Raw genomic sequence first — 17,542 nt, 5'->3', positions numbered from 1 at the left:
GGCAGGCCCATGCAACTGACTCTGGAGCGCGTCACCAAGAAGGTCGGCGCGCAGACATGGCTCTACGAGCAGAGCATTGCTCCGCGAAGCGGCGCCGTCACGGTGCTGCTGGGCGCGACGCAGGCCGGCAAGACCAGCCTGATGCGCCTGATGGCGGGGCTCGACGCGCCGACCACCGGCAAGGTGCTGGTCGACGGCAAGGACGTCACCGGCATGCCCGTGCGCGAACGCAACGTGGCAATGGTCTACCAGCAGTTCATCAACTATCCCTCGCTCAAGGTCTTCGACAACATCGCCTCGCCGCTCAAGCTGCGCGGCGAAAAGAACATCGATGCGCGCGTGAAGGCGCTGGCCGACAAGCTGCACATCGGCATGTTCCTCGACCGCCTGCCGGCCGAGCTGTCGGGCGGGCAGCAGCAGCGCGTGGCGCTGGCGCGCGCCCTGGCCAAGAACGCGCCGCTGATGCTGCTCGACGAGCCGCTGGTCAACCTCGACTACAAGCTGCGCGAAGGCCTGCGTGAAGAACTCACGCAGCTCTTTTCCTCCGGCGACTCGACCGTGATCTACGCCACCACCGAGCCTGGCGAAGCGCTGCTGCTCGGCGGCTACACGGCCGTCATGGACGCCGGCGAACTGCTGCAGTACGGCCCGACCGCCGAGGTGTTCCATGCGCCGCAGTCGCTGCGCGTGGCGCGCGCCTTCAGCGATCCGCCGATGAACCTGCTGGCCGCCACCGCCGCGGCCGGCCAGGTGCGACTGGCCGGTGGTCCGGCCCTGGCGCTGGCCTTGCCCGAAGCTGTGTCGGGCGCGGTCACTGTCGGCTTGCGCGCGAGTGCGCTCAATGTCGGCGCGGGGGAGGGCGACATCGCCCTGCCCGGAAAGGTGGAGCTGGCCGAAATCTCGGGCTCCGACACCTTCGTGCACGTCGAAACGGCGGTCGGCGAACTGGTGGCCCAGCTCACCGGTGTGCACCGCTTCGAGCTGGGCGCCGCGATCACGCTGTACTTCAGCGCGGCGCAGGCCTATGTGTTCGATGCCAGCGAAAAGCTGGCGCGCGCGCCGGCATGGCGCAAAGGAGACTAGTCATGGCACGCATCGACCTCGACCTGGCCCACGCCTACCGCGCCAACCCCACGCAGGACAGCGACTACGCCTTGCTGCCGCTGCAGATGAGCTTTCGCGACGGCGGCGCCTACGCCTTGCTCGGCCCCTCGGGCTGCGGCAAGACGACCATGCTCAACATCATCTCGGGCCTGCTCGTGCCTTCGCAGGGCACGGTGAAGTTCGACGGCCGCGACATGACGCGTGCCACGCCGCAAGAACGCAACATCGCGCAGGTGTTCCAGTTCCCGGTGATCTACGACACCATGACGGTGGCCGAGAACCTTGCGTTTCCGCTGCGCAACCGCAAGGTGCCCGAAGACCAGATCAAGAAGCGCGTGGGCGAGATCGCCGAAATGCTCGACATGAGCGGCCAGCTCAACCAGCGCGCGGCGGGCCTTGCGGCCGATGCCAAGCAGAAGATTTCGCTGGGTCGCGGGCTGGTGCGCAGCGACGTGTCGGCCGTGCTGTTCGACGAGCCGCTGACGGTGATCGACCCGCACCTGAAGTGGCAACTGCGCCGCAAGCTCAAGCAGATCCACCGCGAACTGAAGCTCACGCTGATCTACGTCACGCACGACCAGGTCGAGGCGCTCACCTTCGCCGAAGAGGTGGTGGTCATGACGCGCGGCAAGGCGGTGCAGGTGGGCAGTGCCGAAGCGCTGTTCGAACGGCCGGCCCATACCTTCGTCGGTCATTTCATCGGTTCGCCGGGCATGAACTTCCTGTCGGCCAACAGCACGAACGGTGCGCTCGAAGTGGCAGGCACGCCGCTGGTGCCGACGCGCGACCTGCCGCAAGGCCCGCTGAAGATCGGCATTCGCCCCGAGTACCTGCGCCTGTCGAACGCCGGAGCCGCCGGTGCCGTGCCGGCGGTGGTCAAGCAGGTGCAGGACGTCGGCACGCACGCGATGCTGAGTGCTGAAGCGGACGGCAGCGTCATCAAGGTGCGGCTGCATTCGGACGAACAGCCGCCGGCGGTGGGCGACACCGTGTGGCTGCGCGTGCTGGACACGCACACCTGCTACTACTTCAATGAGGAACTGGTGGCATGAGCATTTCGATCGCTACCTGCCCGGCGCTCTTCCTGTCTTTCTCCCTCCCCTCCCGGGGGAGGGCCGGGGTGGGGGCAAGCGGCGCATCCATCGCGCGCTCTGCCCGCCCCCATCCCAACCTTCCCCCAAAGGGGGAAGGAGCAACACCATGAACGCAACCAACAAACCCATCAACCAAAAAGCATGGTGGCTGGTGCTGCCCGTGCTGATCTGCGTCGCCTTCTCGGCCATCGTGCCGCTGATGACGGTGGTCAACTATTCGGTGCAGGACATCATCTCGCCCGACCGCCGCGTGTTCGTGGGCACCGAATGGTTCGCCTCGGTGATGCGCGACGACGAACTGCACGAAGCGCTGCTGCGCCAACTCGGCTTCTCGTTCTCGGTGCTGCTGGTCGAGATTCCGCTGGGCATCATGCTTGCGCTGTCGATGCCGGCCAAGGGCTGGAAGTCGTCGGCGGTGCTGGTGGTGGTGGCGCTCTCTTTGCTGATTCCATGGAACGTGGTCGGCACCATCTGGCAGATCTACGGCCGCGCCGACATCGGCCTGCTGGGCCATGCGCTGCAGACCCTGGGCATCGACTACAACTACACCGGCAACGCCACCCATGCATGGCTCACGGTGCTGGTGATGGACGTGTGGCACTGGACGCCGCTGGTGGCCTTGCTCTGCTATGCGGGCCTGCGCTCGATACCCGATGCCTACTACCAGGCCGCGCGCATCGACGGCGCCAGCAAGTTCGCGGTGTTCCGCTACATCCAGTTGCCCAAGATGCGCGGCGTGCTGATGATCGCGGTGCTGTTGCGCTTCATGGACAGCTTCATGATCTACACCGAGCCCTTCGTGCTGACGGGCGGCGGTCCTGGCAATGCCACCACCTTCTTGAGCCAGTACCTCACGCAGAAGGCCGTGGGGCAGTTCGACCTGGGGCCGGCGGCTGCGTTCTCGCTGATCTATTTCCTGATCATCCTGCTGCTGTGCTTCATCCTCTACAACTGGATGCAGCGGGTCGGTACGCAAGAAGTGGAGAAAGAACAATGAATCCGTCGCCGAGCCGCCTCAAGGCGGATGCTCCCCCTCGGGGGGACGGCGCGCAGCGCCAAGGGAGTCAACATGACTGAAAAACGCTTCCACAAGCGCAGCATCTTCCTGGTGCTGTACATCCTGTTCGCCCTGTTGCCCATCTACTGGATGATCAACATGAGCTTCAAGACGAACGAGGAAATCCTTTCGCATTTCTCGTTCTTCCCGCAGCACCTGACCTGGGCCAACTACGCGCGCATCTTCACCGACGAGTCGTGGTACTCGGGCTACATCAACAGCCTGATCTACGTGGCGATCAACACGGTGATTTCGCTCACCGTGGCGCTGCCTGCCGCCTATGCGTTCTCGCGCTACTCGTTCCTGGGCGACAAGCATGTGTTCTTCTGGTTGCTCACCAACCGCATGACGCCGCCCGCGGTGTTCCTGCTGCCGTTCTTCCAGCTCTACACCACCGTCGGCCTGATGGACACCCACCTGGGCGTGGCGCTGGCGCACCTGCTGTTCAACGTGCCGCTCGCGGTGTGGATTCTCGAAGGCTTCATGAGCGGCATCCCGCGCGAGATCGACGAGACGGCCTACATCGACGGCTACTCGTTCCCGCGCTTCTTCGTCACCATCTTCCTGCCGCTCATCAAGGCCGGCGTGGGTGTGGCGGCGTTCTTCTGCTTCATGTTCAGCTGGGTCGAGCTGCTGCTGGCGCGCACGCTCACCAGCGTGAACGCCAAGCCCATCGTGGCCACGATGACGCGCACCGTGAGCGCGTCGGGCATGGACTGGGCCACGCTGGCCGCGGCTGGCGTGCTGACCATCGTGCCTGGCGCCATCGTCATCTGGTTTGTCCGCCACTACATCGCCAAGGGTTTCGCGATGGGTCGCGTTTAAGTCAAGGAGCACCGAATGTTCAACTGGATGGTATGGACCACCCCGGTGGCCGTGTTCTTCACCTGCATCGCGCTGATGCTGGTCGGCATGACCGTGTGGGAGATCAAGTCGCCCACCACGATGCGGCGCGGCTGGCTGCCGATCGAAACCACGCGCGGCGACCGGCTCTTCATCGGCCTGCTGGCCGCCGCCTATATCAACCTGGCCTTTATCGGGCTGGCCGGCAAGCTCCAGGAATGGATGAGCCTGGAGGTCGAGCCTTCGATCTGGATCAGCTTCGTGATTTCGATGGCAGTCCTTGCTCTGGTGATGCGCAAGGGCTGACCCCACCGGTTTTCGACAGGCGTCCGGCTCTCCGCCTCCCCGGAGCCGCGATCAGACACACCGGGGAAGCACCAACCGAGGAGACACAGTCATGAAGATGCGCTACACGGCACTGGCACTGGCGGCGGCGATGTTCGCCACGCACGGCGCTTGGGCTGGCGAGGCCGAAGCCAAAAAATGGATTGACACCGAATTCCAGCCATCGACCTTGTCGAAAGACAAGCAGATGGAGGAAATGAAGTGGTTCATGGAAGCGGCCAAGAAGCTGCAGGGCAAGGGGGTGAAGGAAATCGCGGTCGTGTCGGAAACGCTGACCGTGCACGAGTACGAATCGAAGACGCTGGCCAAGGCCTTCGAGGAAATCACCGGCATCAAGGTCAAGCACGACATCATCCAGGAGGGTGACGTGGTCGAGAAGCTGCAGACCTCGATGCAATCGGGCAAGTCGATCTACGACGGCTGGATCAACGACTCCGACCACATCGGCACGCACTACCGCTACGGCACCGCATTGGCGCTGACCGACCAGATGACGGGCGCGTGGAAGGACTACACCAACCCCGGCCTCGACCTGAAGGATTTCATCGGCACCAGCTTCACCACGGCGCCCGACAAGAAGATGTACCAGCTGCCCGACCAGCAGTTCGCCAACCTGTACTGGTTCCGCGCCGACCTGTTCGCGCGCAAGGACCTGCAGGACAAGTTCAAGGCCAAGTACGGCTACGACCTGGGCGTGCCGATCAACTGGTCGGCCTATGAAGACATCGCCGCCTTCTTCAGCGAAGACGTGAAGACCATCGACGGCAAGCCGATCTATGGCCACATGGACTACGGCAAGAAAGACCCGTCGCTGGGCTGGCGCTTCACCGACGCATGGCTGTCGATGGCCGGTGCCGCCGACAAGGGCATTCCCAACGGCCTGCCGATCGACGAATGGGGCATCCGCGTGGCCGACGACAAGTGCACGCCCGTGGGCGCGGCCGTGTCGCGCGGCGGTGCGACCAACTCGCCGGCTGCGGTCTATGCGCTCACGAAGTACATCGACTGGATGAAGAAGTACGCGCCCAAGGAAGCCATGGGCATGACCTTCGGCGAGTCGGGCCCGGTGCCCGCGCAAGGGCAGATCGCGCAGCAGGTGTTCTGGTACACGGCCTTCACCGCCGACATGATCAAGCAGGGCCTGCCGGTGGTGAATGCCGACGGTACGCCGAAGTGGCGCATGGCACCCGGCCCGCATGGCCCGTACTGGAAAGACGGCATGCAGAACGGCTACCAGGACGTGGGTTCCTGGACCTTCCTGAAGTCCAACGACCCTGACCGTGCGGCTGCTGCGTGGCTGTATGCGCAGTTCGTGACTTCGAAGACGACCTCGCTGAAGAAGTCGATCGTGGGTCTCACCTTCATTCGCGACAGCGACATCCGTTCGGACTACTTCACGAAGAACGCAGCCAAGTACGGCGGCCTGATCGAGTTTTACCGCAGCCCCGCGCGCGTGGCGTGGACGCCGACCGGCAACAACGTGCCCGACTACCCCAAGCTCGCGCAGCTCTGGTGGAAGAACGTGGCCGTGGCCGTGACCGGCGAGAAGACACCGCAGGCTGCCATGGACAACCTGGCCAACGAGATGGACGACGTGATGGGCCGCCTGCAACGCGCGGGCATGGCCAACTGCGCGCCCAAGCTCAATGCCAAGGGCGATCCGAACAAGTGGCTGAGCAGCGACCACGCACCGTGGAAGAAGCTGGCCAACGAGAAGCCGAAGGGTGAGACGGTGGCTTACGACAAGCTGCTGACCGCCTGGAAGGAAGGCCGCGTCAGGTAAGAAAAGGAAGGCTCGCGCCTTCCTTTTTTCTTTCTTTCTCCCTCCCCCTCTGGGGGAGGGCTGGGGTGGGGGCACGGCGGCGTATCGATTGCCGCCGGCCTGCTTAACGCCGCTTGCCCCCATCCCAACCTTCCCCCAAAGGGGGAAGGAGCAAAGACAATGGCGCGGACTCCCTGGCTTTTTTCCGCTGCCCCATGAACATCCAATTCCGTTGCGACCCCGCGCTGTTCGACCTGCTGCCGCGCCCGGTGCCGGCCAAGGCCGCGCTGCCCGACTGGCTGCGCCGGATGGCACCCAGGGCGCCTTCGCCGGTGCACCAGCGCAGCATTCGCACCGTCAAGCAATGCCCGCCGTTCGTCGATGCGATGACGCACGGCTTCATGTTCCTGCTGCCCTGCGACGTGAGCGTCGAGGCGGGGCAGTTCAGTTGGGACTGGCCGCTGCCCGCGCTGTCCGTGCCCGGCCATCCACGCGCACCGCTGAGCTTCCACGTGCCCGAGCAGATCGCCGGTTCGCCGCTGGCGCATGGCATGCGCTCGGCCATCAAGTTCAACAGCTTCTGGACGGTGGAGATCGACGAGGGCTGGTCGCTCATGGCCGTTCACCCCATCAACCGCGACGACCTGCCGTTCAGGCTGGTCACGGGGCTGGTCGATGCGGACCGCTTCAACGAGGTCGGCATCAACTTCCCTGCGGTCTGGATCGATCCTGAGTTCAAGGGCGTGCTTGCGCGCGGCACGCCGGTGGCGCAGTGCTATCCGGTGCCACGCGAGCCGCTCGCCTTGTCTTGCGAACCCATGAACGCGGCGCAGGTGAAGGGCTACGAGCAACTCGCCGAAAAGATCATGGCCGGGCCGGGCGTCTACCGGAAGTCGTTTCGCAGCAAGCGCGGCGCGGGCTGAAAGCCGGGCGCGCGTTCAGTCAGCCCGCCGTGGCCCGCAGCGCCGCGCGCAGATCGTCCAGGTCGAGCCACAGGCGCCCATTGGGTGCCGTCGAGAGCGCATGCGCGATGCGCCCGAAGGTGTTCTCGTGCAGGCGCCAGGCGCGGCCATAGGCCTGCATCGCTTCATCCATCCGGCCGGCTTCCTGCAGCACGATGCCCAGGTTGACTTCCACCTCGGCGCGTGGCGGCGAGACACGAAGCACCTGCCGCAGCGCATCGGCCGCGCCGTCGAAGTCGCGCAGGTCCTGCAACACCAGCGACAGCTCGAACCATGCCGCAGCATGCGTGGGCGCCAGCGCGGTGACATGCCGCAGCGCCTGTGCGGCATCGGTCCATCGGCCAGTAGCCCTGAGCGTCAGGCCCAGTGCGTGCAGTGTCTGCTCGCGTCCGGGCAGCAGCGCCACCGCGCGCTCGTGATGTCGCAGAGCTTGCGCAAAGTCACCACTGGCCCGCGCCACATCACCCGCCACCAGCAGCGAGGGGCCGTGGTCGGCGCGCAGCGCAAGGCTTTCGGTGATGGACGCCTGCGCCATCGCAAGGTCGCCCGCTTCCATTTGCAGGCGGGCCAGCAACTGAAGCACGGCGGGGTGGGGCGCCTGCGTGGCCTTCGCATGCTCGCAAAGCTGTCGCGCACGCGACGCATCGCCTGCGTTCACAAGACGGATCGCAAGCTCGAGCAGTTGTTCGACGGAGGCGGGTGGCGTGGTGGACATCGGTGTGAGGCGGGCCACCGAATGTAGCGTTTCGTGCGCCGGCCGGCGGATGTCGACCGTCTGATTGATGCGACGACATGACCAATGGCAGATGCGCTGTTGGAAAGCTTGGCTTACATTCGACGGCCCTCGAACCGCCACCGCACGTGATTTCAAGCTCCCCCAGCCCTTCCGCCTCCGCCGACAGCGCCCCGCGCGCCAAGCGTGTCCTGGTCATTCACTACTCGCAGTCGGGCCAGCTTGGCAGCGTGGCAGAGCAGATCGTCGCGCCGCTGCGCGCCGACCCGTCGATCCACGTGCACGAGGAAACGCTGCGGCTGCACAAGCCCTTTCCTTTCCCGTGGCCCTTCCTGACCTTCTTCGACGCTTTTCCGGAATCGGCCCACATGAAGCCGCCGCCGCTGGCGCCGCTGTCGCTCACGGGCGAAGAAGACTTCGATCTCGTCATCCTGCCCTACCAGGTGTGGTTTCTTGCGCCGTCGCAGCCCGTCACCGCCTTTCTGAAGCACCCCGTGGCGGCGCGCCTGCTCAAGGGCAAGCCGGTGGTGACGGTCATCGCCTGCCGCAACATGTGGCTGCTGGCCCATGAAAAACTCAAGGGCATGCTCGACGACGTGGGCGCACGGCTGATCGACAACGTGGTGCTGACCGACCCCGGCCCCACGCTCGCCACCTTCTTCACCACGCCGGCCTGGCTGATCTGGGGCCGCAAGCGCGGTTTCTGGGGCATGCCCGATGCAGGGCTCAGTACCGGACAAATCCGCAGTACCGGCCGTTTCGGCCGTGCGCTGCGTGATGCGCTGCACAACAGTCTGGAGCGCGGCACGCAGCCGCTGCTGGCCGGCCTGGGCGCGGTGCAGGCCAATGCGCGACTGTTGATCAGCGAGAAGGCCGGCACCCGCAGCTTCTACCTGTGGGGCAAGCTCATCATGGCGGCCGGCGGGCCCGGCGCGTGGCCGCGCAAACCGCTGTTGCTGCTGTACGTGCTCTTTTTGCTGGTACTGATCGTGACGGTGGTTCCGGTCAGCCTGACGCTTCAGGCGATCTTTAGACCTTTTCTCAGAGGGTGGCTGACTAAAATGACAGCCCAATTCGAGTGCCCGTCGGGCTCTGCCACGGACCGCTCCCACCTCTATGACGACTGATGTCTTCCTGACCCGCACTGCCGCCTTCCTGCCCTTTGCCCCGGTCAGCAATGAAGAGATCGAAGACGTCCTGGGCCGCATCGGCGGCAAGGCCTCGCGTGCACGGCGGTTGATTCTTCGCAGCAACGGCATCCAGTCGCGCCACTACGCCATCGACCGCGCCACCGGCCAACTGGCCATGACCAATGCGCAGCTCACCGCGTCGGCCATTCGCGCGCTGGGCGACGACATCGGCCCGGTCGATTGCCTGGCCACCGGCACCTCATTGCCCGACCAGCTCATGCCCAACCACGCGGTGATGGTGCACGGCGAACTCGGCTGGCCCCGGCTCGAAGTGGTGGCTTGCGCGGGCATCTGCCTGGCCGGCACCGCCGCGTTCAAGCACGCGTGGCTGTCGGTGCGCGCGGGCGATGCGCGGCGCGCGGTCGCCACCGGTTCCGAACTGGCATCGGCCGTGATGCGCGGCGCCAACTTCGAAGCAGAACTCGAACACAAGCTCGAAGCGCTAGAGGCGCGGCCCGAGTTGGCTTTCGAGAAAGATTTTTTGCGCTGGATGCTGTCCGATGGTGCCGGCGCCGTGCTGCTGGAGCGCGAGCCGCGCGGGCCGCTGTCGCTGCGCGTTGAATGGATCGATCTGTCGTCTGCCGCGCACGAACTGCCGGTGTGCATGTACGCAGGTGCCGAAAAGAATGCCGAAGGCGGACTCGACGGTTGGGCGCGCTTCGCGCCTTCGGACTGGCAGCGCGAATCGACCTTTGCCGTCAAGCAGGACGTGCGCCTGCTCAACGAGAACATCGTGCGCGCCACGCTGGGCGAGCCGCTTGCGGCCGTGATCGAACGGCGTGGGTTGAAGTCGAAGGACATCGACTGGTTCTTGCCGCATCTCTCATCACACTATTTTGTCGAGCCGGTGAGCCAGTGCCTCGAATCGCTGGGGCTGCACATTCCGCGCGAGCGCTGGTTCAGCAACCTCGCGAGCAAGGGCAACACAGGGTCGGCATCGCCTTACATCATGCTCGACGAGCTGTTCCGTTCGGGCCGCATCCAGCGGGGCCAGAAGCTGCTGATGTTCGTGCCCGAAAGCGGCCGCTTCTCCAGCGGTTTCATCTACATGGAGGCGGTGTAGCCATGGACATCGATGCAGTTCCGCAAGAGGGCAATGCAACCCTCGACGGCCATTCCAAGCTGATGTACGCGCGCGACGCGCAGGGCCGCGTCGTCACCACCACGTCGCGCGGCTGGGAGGCGGAAGAGATCGTGACCAGCCACGCAGTCGATGTGCTCGTCGAACAAGCGCAAGCCGCGAAGCAGCGCGTGAAAGCCGGCGTCGCCTCGCCACTCGAATACTGGATGTACGAGCGCCGCATGGACGTGGCGCTGCTGTCGCAGACCAGCGGCTTCTGGCAATGGCGCGTGCGTCGTCATCTGCAGCCGCGCCACTTCGCCGCACTGTCGCAGGTCCAACTCGCGCGCTACGGCGACGCATTGGGCCTGCCCGTTTCCACCTTGCAAGGCCTGCCGTGAACTTCCAACACCAACAGGCGGCGCACTGCGAGAGCGGCGTCATTTCCAGCCTGATGCGCCACCACGGCGCGCCGATGACCGAGAGCATGGCGCTGGGCTTGTCGTCGGCGTTGTCGTTTGCGTACCTGCCATTCATCAAGCTGTCGGGCCTGCCGCTCATTTCGTATCGCATGCCGCCCAAGGCGATCATCAAGGGCCTGCTGGCGCCGATGGCCGCCCGCTTCAGCTTCGAGACCTTCCGCAGCCCCGAAGCCGGACAACAGCGCCTCGATGCGTTGTTGGCAAGCGGGAAGATCGTCGGCCTGCAGACCTCGGTCTACTGGCTGCCGTACTTTCCGCCGAACATGCGCTTTCACTTCAACGCGCACAACCTGCTGGTGTACGGCAAGGACGGCGACGACTACCTGATCAGCGACCCGGTGTTCGAAGAGCCGGTGCGTTGCCCGAGCAGCGACCTCTCGCGCGCCCGCTTCGCCAAGGGCGTGCTCGCGCCGAAGGGCCTCATGTATTACCCGCAGGCCATCGAACGCAAGGCGGTCGATGCGGCCTCGGTGACCAAGGCCATCCGCAAGACGGTGCGCAACATGCTCGCACCCATTCCCATCGTCGGCGTGCGCGGCATGCGCACCTTGGCCAACCGGATGCAGCGCCTGTCGGCCACCGACCCGCGCAGCGTCGACTTCATCGGCCATCTGGTCCGCATGCAGGAAGAGATCGGCACGGGCGGCGCTGGCTTTCGCTTCATCTACGCGGGCTTCCTGCAGGAAGCAGCGCAACTGCTCGACAAGCCGCAACTGCTGCAGATGTCTGACCGGCTCACTGCGATTGGCGACGGCTGGCGTGCCTTTGCGTTGAAGGCGGCGCGCATGGTGAAGGGGCGCGAGGCGGTTGACCCTGCTGCGCTGGCCGCGAAGTTGCGCGAGCAGGCGCAGCAGGAAGAAAGCTTTTTCCGTGATCTCAAGGCTGCTGTTGCCTGAGATGGCGTCCTGTTGTTTCGTTCGTCGCGTTGTGTTTGACGTGCGTTGTTCAGGGCGACACTCACGCCGACACGGTGCTCTTTTTCGCGAATGTACCCCGCTTCGCTCCTCCTTTATTTCGCGAAAAAGAGCCCCGTATCGGCGCGAGCGCTGGACAGAGCGGTCGTTGATCAGCGGTTCACCAGCCGCGTGTCCCTGTGCGAATGACACCAGGTGCTCCCCGCAGCGAAATAAAGGAGGAGCGAAGCGGGGGACATTCGCGGAGGGGAGCACCTGGTGTCATTCGCACAAGCCCCGAAACAGCAGCGCCCAGAACAGCAACCGAATGGCGCCCCGATGCTAGAGCTGAAGAACCTCAGCTACCGCTATCCACACGCCGATGCAGCCGCACTGGCCGAGGTGTCGCTGACGGTACCGAAGGGCTGCGTGCTGGGCCTGCTTGGCCCCAACGGCGCCGGCAAGACCACGCTGATCTCGCATCTGTCGGGTGCGCTCGCGGTGCAGTCGGGTGAGATCAGTATCGACGGCCAACCGCTGAAGCAAGTGCGCGCGAAGACGCCCACACGCATCGCGGTGGCACCGCAGGACCAGGCTTTCTATCCGATGCTCACCGTGGCCGAAAACCTCGCGTGCTTTGCAGCGGCTGGCGGCCTGTCGGGCGCACGGAAGAAAGCGCGCATCGAAACCTGCACGCACTTTTCGCAGTTGGAACAGTTCGCGGACGTACGCGCGGAGCGGCTGTCTGGCGGCCTCAAGCGACGGCTCAATCTCGCCATCGCCTTGCTGCCCGAACCCGAGCTGATGCTGTTCGACGAGCCCACCGTGGGCGTCGATCCGCAGTCGCGCGCGTTCATCCTCGATGCCATCAAGAGCCTTGCGCAGGCGGGTGCGGCGGTGATCTATGCCTCGCACTACATGGAAGAAATCGAGGCCATCGCCGATCGCGTGGCCATTCTCGACCGTGGCCGCGTGCTGCGCGAAGGCTCGCTCGACGAACTGCTGTCCAAGAGCGCGATGCTGCTCACGCTGGCCGCCGACGGGCTCAGCGTGGAAATGATCTCGCGCTTTGGCACAGTGGAGCAGGGCGGCGTGCACTGGCGCATTCACCTGAACGAAGGCATCGGGCCCGGCCCGGTGCTGGCCAAGCTCGAAGCCGAAGGCATCGCGGTGCGACACGCCGAGTTCGGCCGGCATGACCTGGAGCAGCTCTTCATGGCGCTCACCCACCGCTCGCTGCGCGACTGACCGATCCCACACGCACATGCTCTTCGCGCTCATCAAGAAAGAACTGCTCGCCCTCGTGCGCGACATGCACGGGCTGGCGGCGCTGTTCCTGATGCCGATGGTCTTCATCGTGCTGATGTCGCTCACGCTCAAGGACATCTACCGTCCGCCGCTGGCCGAGCTGAGCTACGCGATCGACATGCGCGACACCGCCACGCCCGCCAAGTGGCTGCAGCAGCTCTGGCAGCGCAACCACGGCGCACCGCAACCGCTGGGCACCGACTGGCAGGCGCGGCTGCGCAACGGCTCGCTCAAGTACGTGATCGTGATGGAGCCGGGCCTGTCGCAAGAGCTGGAATCGGCGGCGCTGTCGACCGAGGCGCGCATCCAGTTGCTGACAGAGCCGGGCATCGATGCGAACCTGTTCAACGCGCTGCGCGCCGAACTCATCGGCGCTTCGGGTGAACTCAAGGCGCGGCTTGCATTGGCAGTGCCCGGCACGGCCGGTCCCGCGCCCGATGCGTCCATCCAGGCGATGGTGCATGCCGAGCGCTTTTCCACCACCGGACCACGGCCGACCTCGGTGCAGCAGAACGTGCCGGCGTGGCTGGTCTTCGGCATGTTCTTCGTGGTGGCTTCGCTGTCCAGCCTGTTCGTGCAGGAACGCAGTTCGGGCGCGCTGGGGCGGCTGCAGAGCCTGGGCGTGTCGCGCTTCATGCTGCTGGCCTCGAAGGCGCTGCCTTACCTGGGCGTGAACGCGCTGCAGGCGGTGCTGATGCTGGCGGCGGGCATCTGGTTCATGCCGCTGATCGGTGGCGATGCGCTGTCGCTAGTGGGCATTCATTGGGGCGCGCTGCTGCTGTCGCTCGCGGCCGTGAGCCTGGCGGCGGTGAGCCTGTCACTGGTGCTGGCCTGCGCGGTGCGCACGCACGCACAGGCCGCGACCATCGGGCCGATGGTCAATGTGCTGATGGCCGCGGCGGGCGGCATCATGGTGCCGAAGTTCGTCATGCCGGGCTTCATGCAGCGGCTGGTCGAGGTCTCGCCGATGAACTGGGGGCTCGAAGCCCTGCTGACCGTGCTGCTGCGTGGCGGCGGCGTGGCCGATGCGCTGCCGCAGATCGGCCGGCTGGTCGTGTTCGCGGCGCTGATGTTCCTTTTGGCTGTCTTTCTGTTTCGCAGGCGCACTTCTTCATGAGCACCGTTTCCGCCGAGTTCATTGCCAGCCTCAAGACGATGGTGCTCGAAGCTGTCGAGAAAGAGGCGCCGCCCGGTGGCCTTGCCGACGACGAGCCGTTGTTCGGGCCCGAGGCCCGGCTGGACCTCGATTCGCTCGATGCGCTGCAGGTGTCGATGACGATCCAGCAGCGCTTCGGCGTGCGCATGCCCGACAGCAAGGAAACGCGCCGGGCCATGACGTCCATCGCCCATCTGGCCGAACACCTCGCGCAAGCGGGCAAGGCATGAGCGATGTCTACCTGGCCGGCGTGGGCCTGGCCTGTGTGCTGGGCCGCGACATGCCGAGCGCACTCGATGCGCTGCGGCGCGGCGGCGTGCCGCCCACGTCGGTGCTTGTCGCCGAGGGCATTCATTGGCCGGTCTACACACTGCCGGCACAAGAGGGCGATTGGACACAGCGGCTGCGCAACACCCTGCGCAGCGTGGTCGCGCAGACCGGCGAATGGGGTGCCCGCGGCGCGCCGCTGTTCGTGGCCTCGTCCTCGCTCGACATCGGCTTCATGGAGCACGCCGTGCAAGACCTGCGGCTTGGCGGCGACCTGCAGGACTTTGCCGAGGTCGTGGCGGCCGCGATCGATTGGCAGGGGCCGGTGTTCACCGTCTCGACGGCCTGCACCTCGGCGCTCAACGCTGTGCTGGCGGCTTGCGATCTCATTCGTAGCGGCGATGCAGACGAAGCACTGGTGATCGGCGTCGAAGCCGACAACCGTTTCACGGTCGCCGGTTTCGGCGCAATGCAACTGCTGGCGTCCGACAGCGCGCAGCCTTTCGGCGCCGGGCGCAAGGGGCTGGTGCTGGGCGAGGCCGTGGCGGCCCTGCGCCTGCGTGCAAAGCCGGCGCGCTGGCTGCTTGCGGGTGGCGCCAACGTGGTCGACGGGCGCAACCCTTCGGGCACGGAAGCCAGCGCGATGCATGCGATGTGCCGTGGCGCGTTGGCGCAAAGTGGGTTGCGGCCTGAAGACGTCGACCTCATCAAGGTGCAGGCTGCGGGCAGCCCCATCAACGATGCGATCGAGGTGGAGGCGCTGAAGCAGGTATTCGATCCGCTGCCGCCGCTGGTGTCGCTCAAGGCGGCGATCGGGCACACGCTCGGCGCGGCGGGGGCGGCGGAACTGGCCCTGTTGGTGGGCTGCATCGAAGGCGGCGTCTGGCCGACGATCGACTATCCGTTGGATGAGGCACTGGGCATCACGTTGAGCGAACAGCCACCGCGGGCGCTGCGCAACATCCTGCTCGATGTGGTCGGCTTTGGCGGCGGACATGCCTCGCTGGTGCTAAGGGATTGCGACAACGCATGACCACCGGCACCGCAACCAACTGGCGCACCGTCGCGCATTTCGTAGCGCATCCGCCGACTGCGGACTGGCGTGACGATCTGGCAAGGCGCATCGGCCGCCGCCCGCGCCGTGTCGGCCTGTGGACCGAGCTTGCGATGTATGGCGCGCGCTGCTGTCTCGATGCGGCAGGCGAGGCCGCCTTGCCCATCGACGCGCGCTTGCGCGTGGCCAGCCTGCGCGGTGCCTGGGGTGCCACGCACGCGGGGCTGGCGCAGCTCGACGCGGGCCTGCCGATGCCGTTCACCTTCATGCAGAGTCAGCCCGCGTTGATGCTGGCCGAGGTGGGCCGTTGCCTCGAATGGCAGGGCGATGCGAGCTTCATGCTGTGCCGCGATCCGCAGCGCCTGTTGCAGTTGTCGAAGCTGGGCGCGTCGAACAGCGGCCTGCTGTTCGGCATCGTGGAAGAAGAGCGCAATGGCGAGTTGCCGCGCTCCGAATGGTGGCGGCTGGTGCCCGCCTGAGCTTCAGCCCGCGATGGAGCGCTGCAGATTGAGCCGTGCCTGCGCTTCGAGCTGCGCATGCATGCGTGGCGTGGCGTAGATGGCCTTGCGATCCAGAAAGCGCTGAAGGATCGCGCGGCGGCGCGGCAGGCGCACGTCTTCGGGCACGAAGGCGTACTCGGCATGCACCTGGCGTTCGTATTCGTCGAAGCGCGCGCGGTCGGCGCCGAGGATCGACAGGTCGATGTCGATCAGCAGTTCCGCATCGCGGCCTTCGGGCACCGCGTCGTGGCGCGTGGCCATGACGAGGGCGTGCACGCGTGCGGCGGTTGCTTCGTTCGCGCCCGCATCGGTCAAGGCGCGATGCGCCCAGTCGGCACTGCGCGCTTCGTTGTCGTGTGCGTGCACGTCGTAGATGGCATCGTGGAACCAGAGCGCGAGTGCCACTTCGCCGGGGCGCTCGGCATTGGCCTTCTCGCGCTCGAACCACGCGAGGCACTCGCCCAGGTGCTGCATCGTGTGATAGTGGCGCTGCGGCTCGCTGTAGCGCTGTTGCAGCTCGGTGCACAGCGCATCGCCGGGGGACGCGACGCCGAGCGCCTGCCAGGCCTCGGTCCAGTTTGCGTGCAGCGCCTCGGGCGTCATGGCGCTTACTGTTCCATCGCGGCCTTGACCTCTTGCCCGAGGTCAAGGACCGACATCGCGTAGTAGCTGCTCCAGTTGTAGCGCGTGATGACGTAGAAGTTGCGCGTACCAGCCACGTAGGTCGGCGGTGCGTCGGCGCCGTTCTGCAGCTCGACCAGCGCGAGCAGGCCCTTGTGCCGGATGCCGTCGCCCTCGGGCACCGCGCCCGCGGCCACGAAGCTGTCGGCGCTGAAGGTCGGCAGGATGTCGGGCGCCAGCAGCAGCGCCTTCTGCAGCCGCGCTTCGTCGAAGTGCACCGGGTAGATCGCGGGCATGCCCGGCTTCCAGCCGAAGGCCTTGAAGTAGTTGGCGACCGAGCCGATCACGTCGGCCGGGTTGTTGACGAGATCGATGCGGCTGTCGCCGTCGAAGTCGACCGCGTACTTGGCGATGCTGCTGGGCATGAACTGCGGCATGCCCATGGCGCCGGCGTAGCTGCCCAGCGGTGTGAGCGGGTCGTCGGAGGTGCGGCTCTCGGTGCTCAGGAAGCTTTCGAGTTCGCCGCGAAAGAAGGCCTCGCGCTCGGCCGCGCGCGGATGGCCCTGCGGGAAGTCGAAGGACAGCGTGGCCAGCGCGTCGATCACGCGGAAGTTGCCCATGTTGCGGCCGTAGATCGTTTCCACGCCGATGATGCCGACGATGATTTCCGCCGGCACGCCATACACCTGCTCGGCCCGTGCCAGCGTGTCGGCATTGGCGCGCCAGAAGCGCACGCCGGCCGCGATGCGCACCGGGTCGATGAAGCGGCTGCGGTAGGTCTGCCAGTTCTTCACCGTGCCGACCGGGCCCGGCAGCATGAGGCGCGGCACATTCGGCAGAAAGCGCGCGTTGCCGATGGTGGCGCGCACCCAGTCGCGGTCGAGGCCGCGGCGCTCGGCCACTTCGTCGGCGAAGCGCATCGCGTCGTCGCGCGTGGCGTAGGGGATGGTGCCGCGCACGGCATTGCTCGCCACGCGGCCATTGGAGGACTTCTGGGCTACAGCCGCTGTGGACCAAGCGCAGCAGGCGGCGAGAAGGGCGACTGCCGCGAGAGAGCGGGACGGCGTGGAGAGAAAAAATCGCATGGGCCTGATTGTGCCGTTCGTGTGCG

Annotated in this window: 19 protein-coding genes; 16 read left to right on the top strand and 3 right to left on the bottom strand. The window is 65.9% G+C overall.

Annotation, left to right across the window (positions count from 1 at the left end; genetic code table 11):
* Positions 1–9 precede the first annotated feature (9 nt).
* The 7 genes from ACSFB7_RS05910 (at position 10) to ACSFB7_RS05880 (ending at position 7,128) form a co-directional block, all read left to right on the top strand.
* Entirely contained in the window at positions 10–1,083 is a 1,074-nt protein-coding gene (locus tag ACSFB7_RS05910) for an ABC transporter ATP-binding protein (RefSeq protein WP_435467958.1), read from the top strand.
* Between the two features lie 2 nt (positions 1,084–1,085).
* Entirely contained in the window at positions 1,086–2,156 is a 1,071-nt protein-coding gene (locus ACSFB7_RS05905) for an ABC transporter ATP-binding protein (RefSeq protein ID WP_435467956.1), read from the top strand.
* A 148-nt stretch (positions 2,157–2,304) separates the two neighbouring features.
* Complete coding sequence (locus ACSFB7_RS05900) at positions 2,305–3,195, top strand: carbohydrate ABC transporter permease (protein WP_435467954.1); 891 nt, start codon at positions 2,305–2,307, stop codon at positions 3,193–3,195.
* A 72-nt stretch (positions 3,196–3,267) separates the two neighbouring features.
* The gene (locus ACSFB7_RS05895) at positions 3,268–4,080 is read left to right on the top strand and encodes a carbohydrate ABC transporter permease (protein WP_435467952.1); all 813 of its coding nucleotides are present in this window, start codon (positions 3,268–3,270) and stop codon (positions 4,078–4,080) included.
* 15 nt (positions 4,081–4,095) lie between these two features.
* Positions 4,096–4,404: a DUF2160 domain-containing protein gene (locus ACSFB7_RS05890; RefSeq protein ID WP_435467950.1), complete on the top strand. Its 309-nt coding sequence runs from the start codon at positions 4,096–4,098 to the stop codon at positions 4,402–4,404.
* A gap of 91 nt (positions 4,405–4,495) precedes the next feature.
* On the top strand, positions 4,496–6,226 hold the full coding sequence (locus ACSFB7_RS05885; protein WP_435467948.1) for an ABC transporter substrate-binding protein: 1,731 nt from the start codon (positions 4,496–4,498) through the stop codon (positions 6,224–6,226).
* A gap of 194 nt (positions 6,227–6,420) precedes the next feature.
* A complete protein-coding gene (locus ACSFB7_RS05880; protein WP_435467946.1) occupies positions 6,421–7,128 on the top strand; it encodes a hypothetical protein in 708 nt (235 codons plus the stop codon).
* 19 nt (positions 7,129–7,147) lie between these two features.
* Here the strand turns inward: ACSFB7_RS05880 and ACSFB7_RS05875 are convergent, their stop codons facing one another.
* On the bottom strand, positions 7,148–7,900 hold the full coding sequence (locus ACSFB7_RS05875) for a tetratricopeptide repeat protein (protein WP_435467945.1): 753 nt from the start codon (positions 7,898–7,900) through the stop codon (positions 7,148–7,150).
* A 128-nt stretch (positions 7,901–8,028) separates the two neighbouring features.
* Between ACSFB7_RS05875 and ACSFB7_RS05870 the strand changes: the two genes are divergently transcribed.
* From ACSFB7_RS05870 to ACSFB7_RS05830, 9 genes are all read left to right on the top strand, one after another.
* Positions 8,029–9,027, top strand: coding sequence for a dialkylrecorsinol condensing enzyme (locus tag ACSFB7_RS05870; RefSeq protein WP_475545393.1), 999 nt, complete (start codon positions 8,029–8,031; stop codon positions 9,025–9,027).
* The gene (locus tag ACSFB7_RS05865) at positions 9,017–10,153 is read left to right on the top strand and encodes a beta-ketoacyl-ACP synthase III (protein ID WP_435467941.1); all 1,137 of its coding nucleotides are present in this window, start codon (positions 9,017–9,019) and stop codon (positions 10,151–10,153) included. Before ACSFB7_RS05870 ends, ACSFB7_RS05865 begins: the two co-directional genes overlap by 11 nt.
* A gap of 2 nt (positions 10,154–10,155) precedes the next feature.
* Positions 10,156–10,551: a DarG family dialkylresorcinol biosynthesis protein gene (locus ACSFB7_RS05860; RefSeq protein ID WP_435467939.1), complete on the top strand. Its 396-nt coding sequence runs from the start codon at positions 10,156–10,158 to the stop codon at positions 10,549–10,551.
* A complete protein-coding gene (gene darH, locus ACSFB7_RS05855; protein WP_435467937.1) occupies positions 10,548–11,528 on the top strand; it encodes a BtrH-related acyltransferase DarH in 981 nt (326 codons plus the stop codon). Before ACSFB7_RS05860 ends, darH begins: the two co-directional genes overlap by 4 nt.
* A gap of 336 nt (positions 11,529–11,864) precedes the next feature.
* A complete protein-coding gene (locus tag ACSFB7_RS05850) occupies positions 11,865–12,773 on the top strand; it encodes an ABC transporter ATP-binding protein (protein ID WP_435467935.1) in 909 nt (302 codons plus the stop codon).
* A gap of 16 nt (positions 12,774–12,789) precedes the next feature.
* Entirely contained in the window at positions 12,790–13,950 is a 1,161-nt protein-coding gene (locus ACSFB7_RS05845) for an ABC transporter permease (RefSeq protein WP_435467933.1), read from the top strand.
* Positions 13,947–14,219, top strand: a complete 273-nt coding sequence (locus ACSFB7_RS05840; RefSeq protein WP_435467931.1) for an acyl carrier protein — start codon at positions 13,947–13,949, stop codon at positions 14,217–14,219. Before ACSFB7_RS05845 ends, ACSFB7_RS05840 begins: the two co-directional genes overlap by 4 nt.
* Complete coding sequence (locus tag ACSFB7_RS05835) at positions 14,216–15,289, top strand: beta-ketoacyl synthase N-terminal-like domain-containing protein (protein WP_435467929.1); 1,074 nt, start codon at positions 14,216–14,218, stop codon at positions 15,287–15,289. The genes ACSFB7_RS05840 and ACSFB7_RS05835 overlap by 4 nt, the downstream gene beginning before the upstream one ends.
* Positions 15,286–15,789 carry a hypothetical protein gene (locus ACSFB7_RS05830; protein ID WP_435467927.1) on the top strand — a complete coding sequence of 168 codons (504 nt, stop codon included), beginning with the start codon at positions 15,286–15,288 and terminating at the stop codon, positions 15,787–15,789. Before ACSFB7_RS05835 ends, ACSFB7_RS05830 begins: the two co-directional genes overlap by 4 nt.
* A 3-nt stretch (positions 15,790–15,792) precedes the next feature.
* Here the strand turns inward: ACSFB7_RS05830 and ACSFB7_RS05825 are convergent, their stop codons facing one another.
* Together ACSFB7_RS05825 and mltB are read right to left on the bottom strand one after the other, a co-directional pair.
* Positions 15,793–16,413: an HD domain-containing protein gene (locus ACSFB7_RS05825; RefSeq protein WP_435467925.1), complete on the bottom strand. Its 621-nt coding sequence runs from the start codon at positions 16,411–16,413 to the stop codon at positions 15,793–15,795.
* Between the two features lie 5 nt (positions 16,414–16,418).
* The gene (mltB, locus tag ACSFB7_RS05820; protein ID WP_435467923.1) at positions 16,419–17,516 is read right to left on the bottom strand and encodes a lytic murein transglycosylase B; all 1,098 of its coding nucleotides are present in this window, start codon (positions 17,514–17,516) and stop codon (positions 16,419–16,421) included.
* Positions 17,517–17,542: the final 26 nt, after the last annotated feature.

This window comes from Variovorax raffinosi (genome assembly GCF_051216615.1).
GTDB lineage: Bacteria > Pseudomonadota > Gammaproteobacteria > Burkholderiales > Burkholderiaceae_C > Variovorax.
The sequence above is the reverse complement of the archived record's forward strand: the minus strand, read 5'-3'. Positions and strand labels throughout refer to the sequence as shown.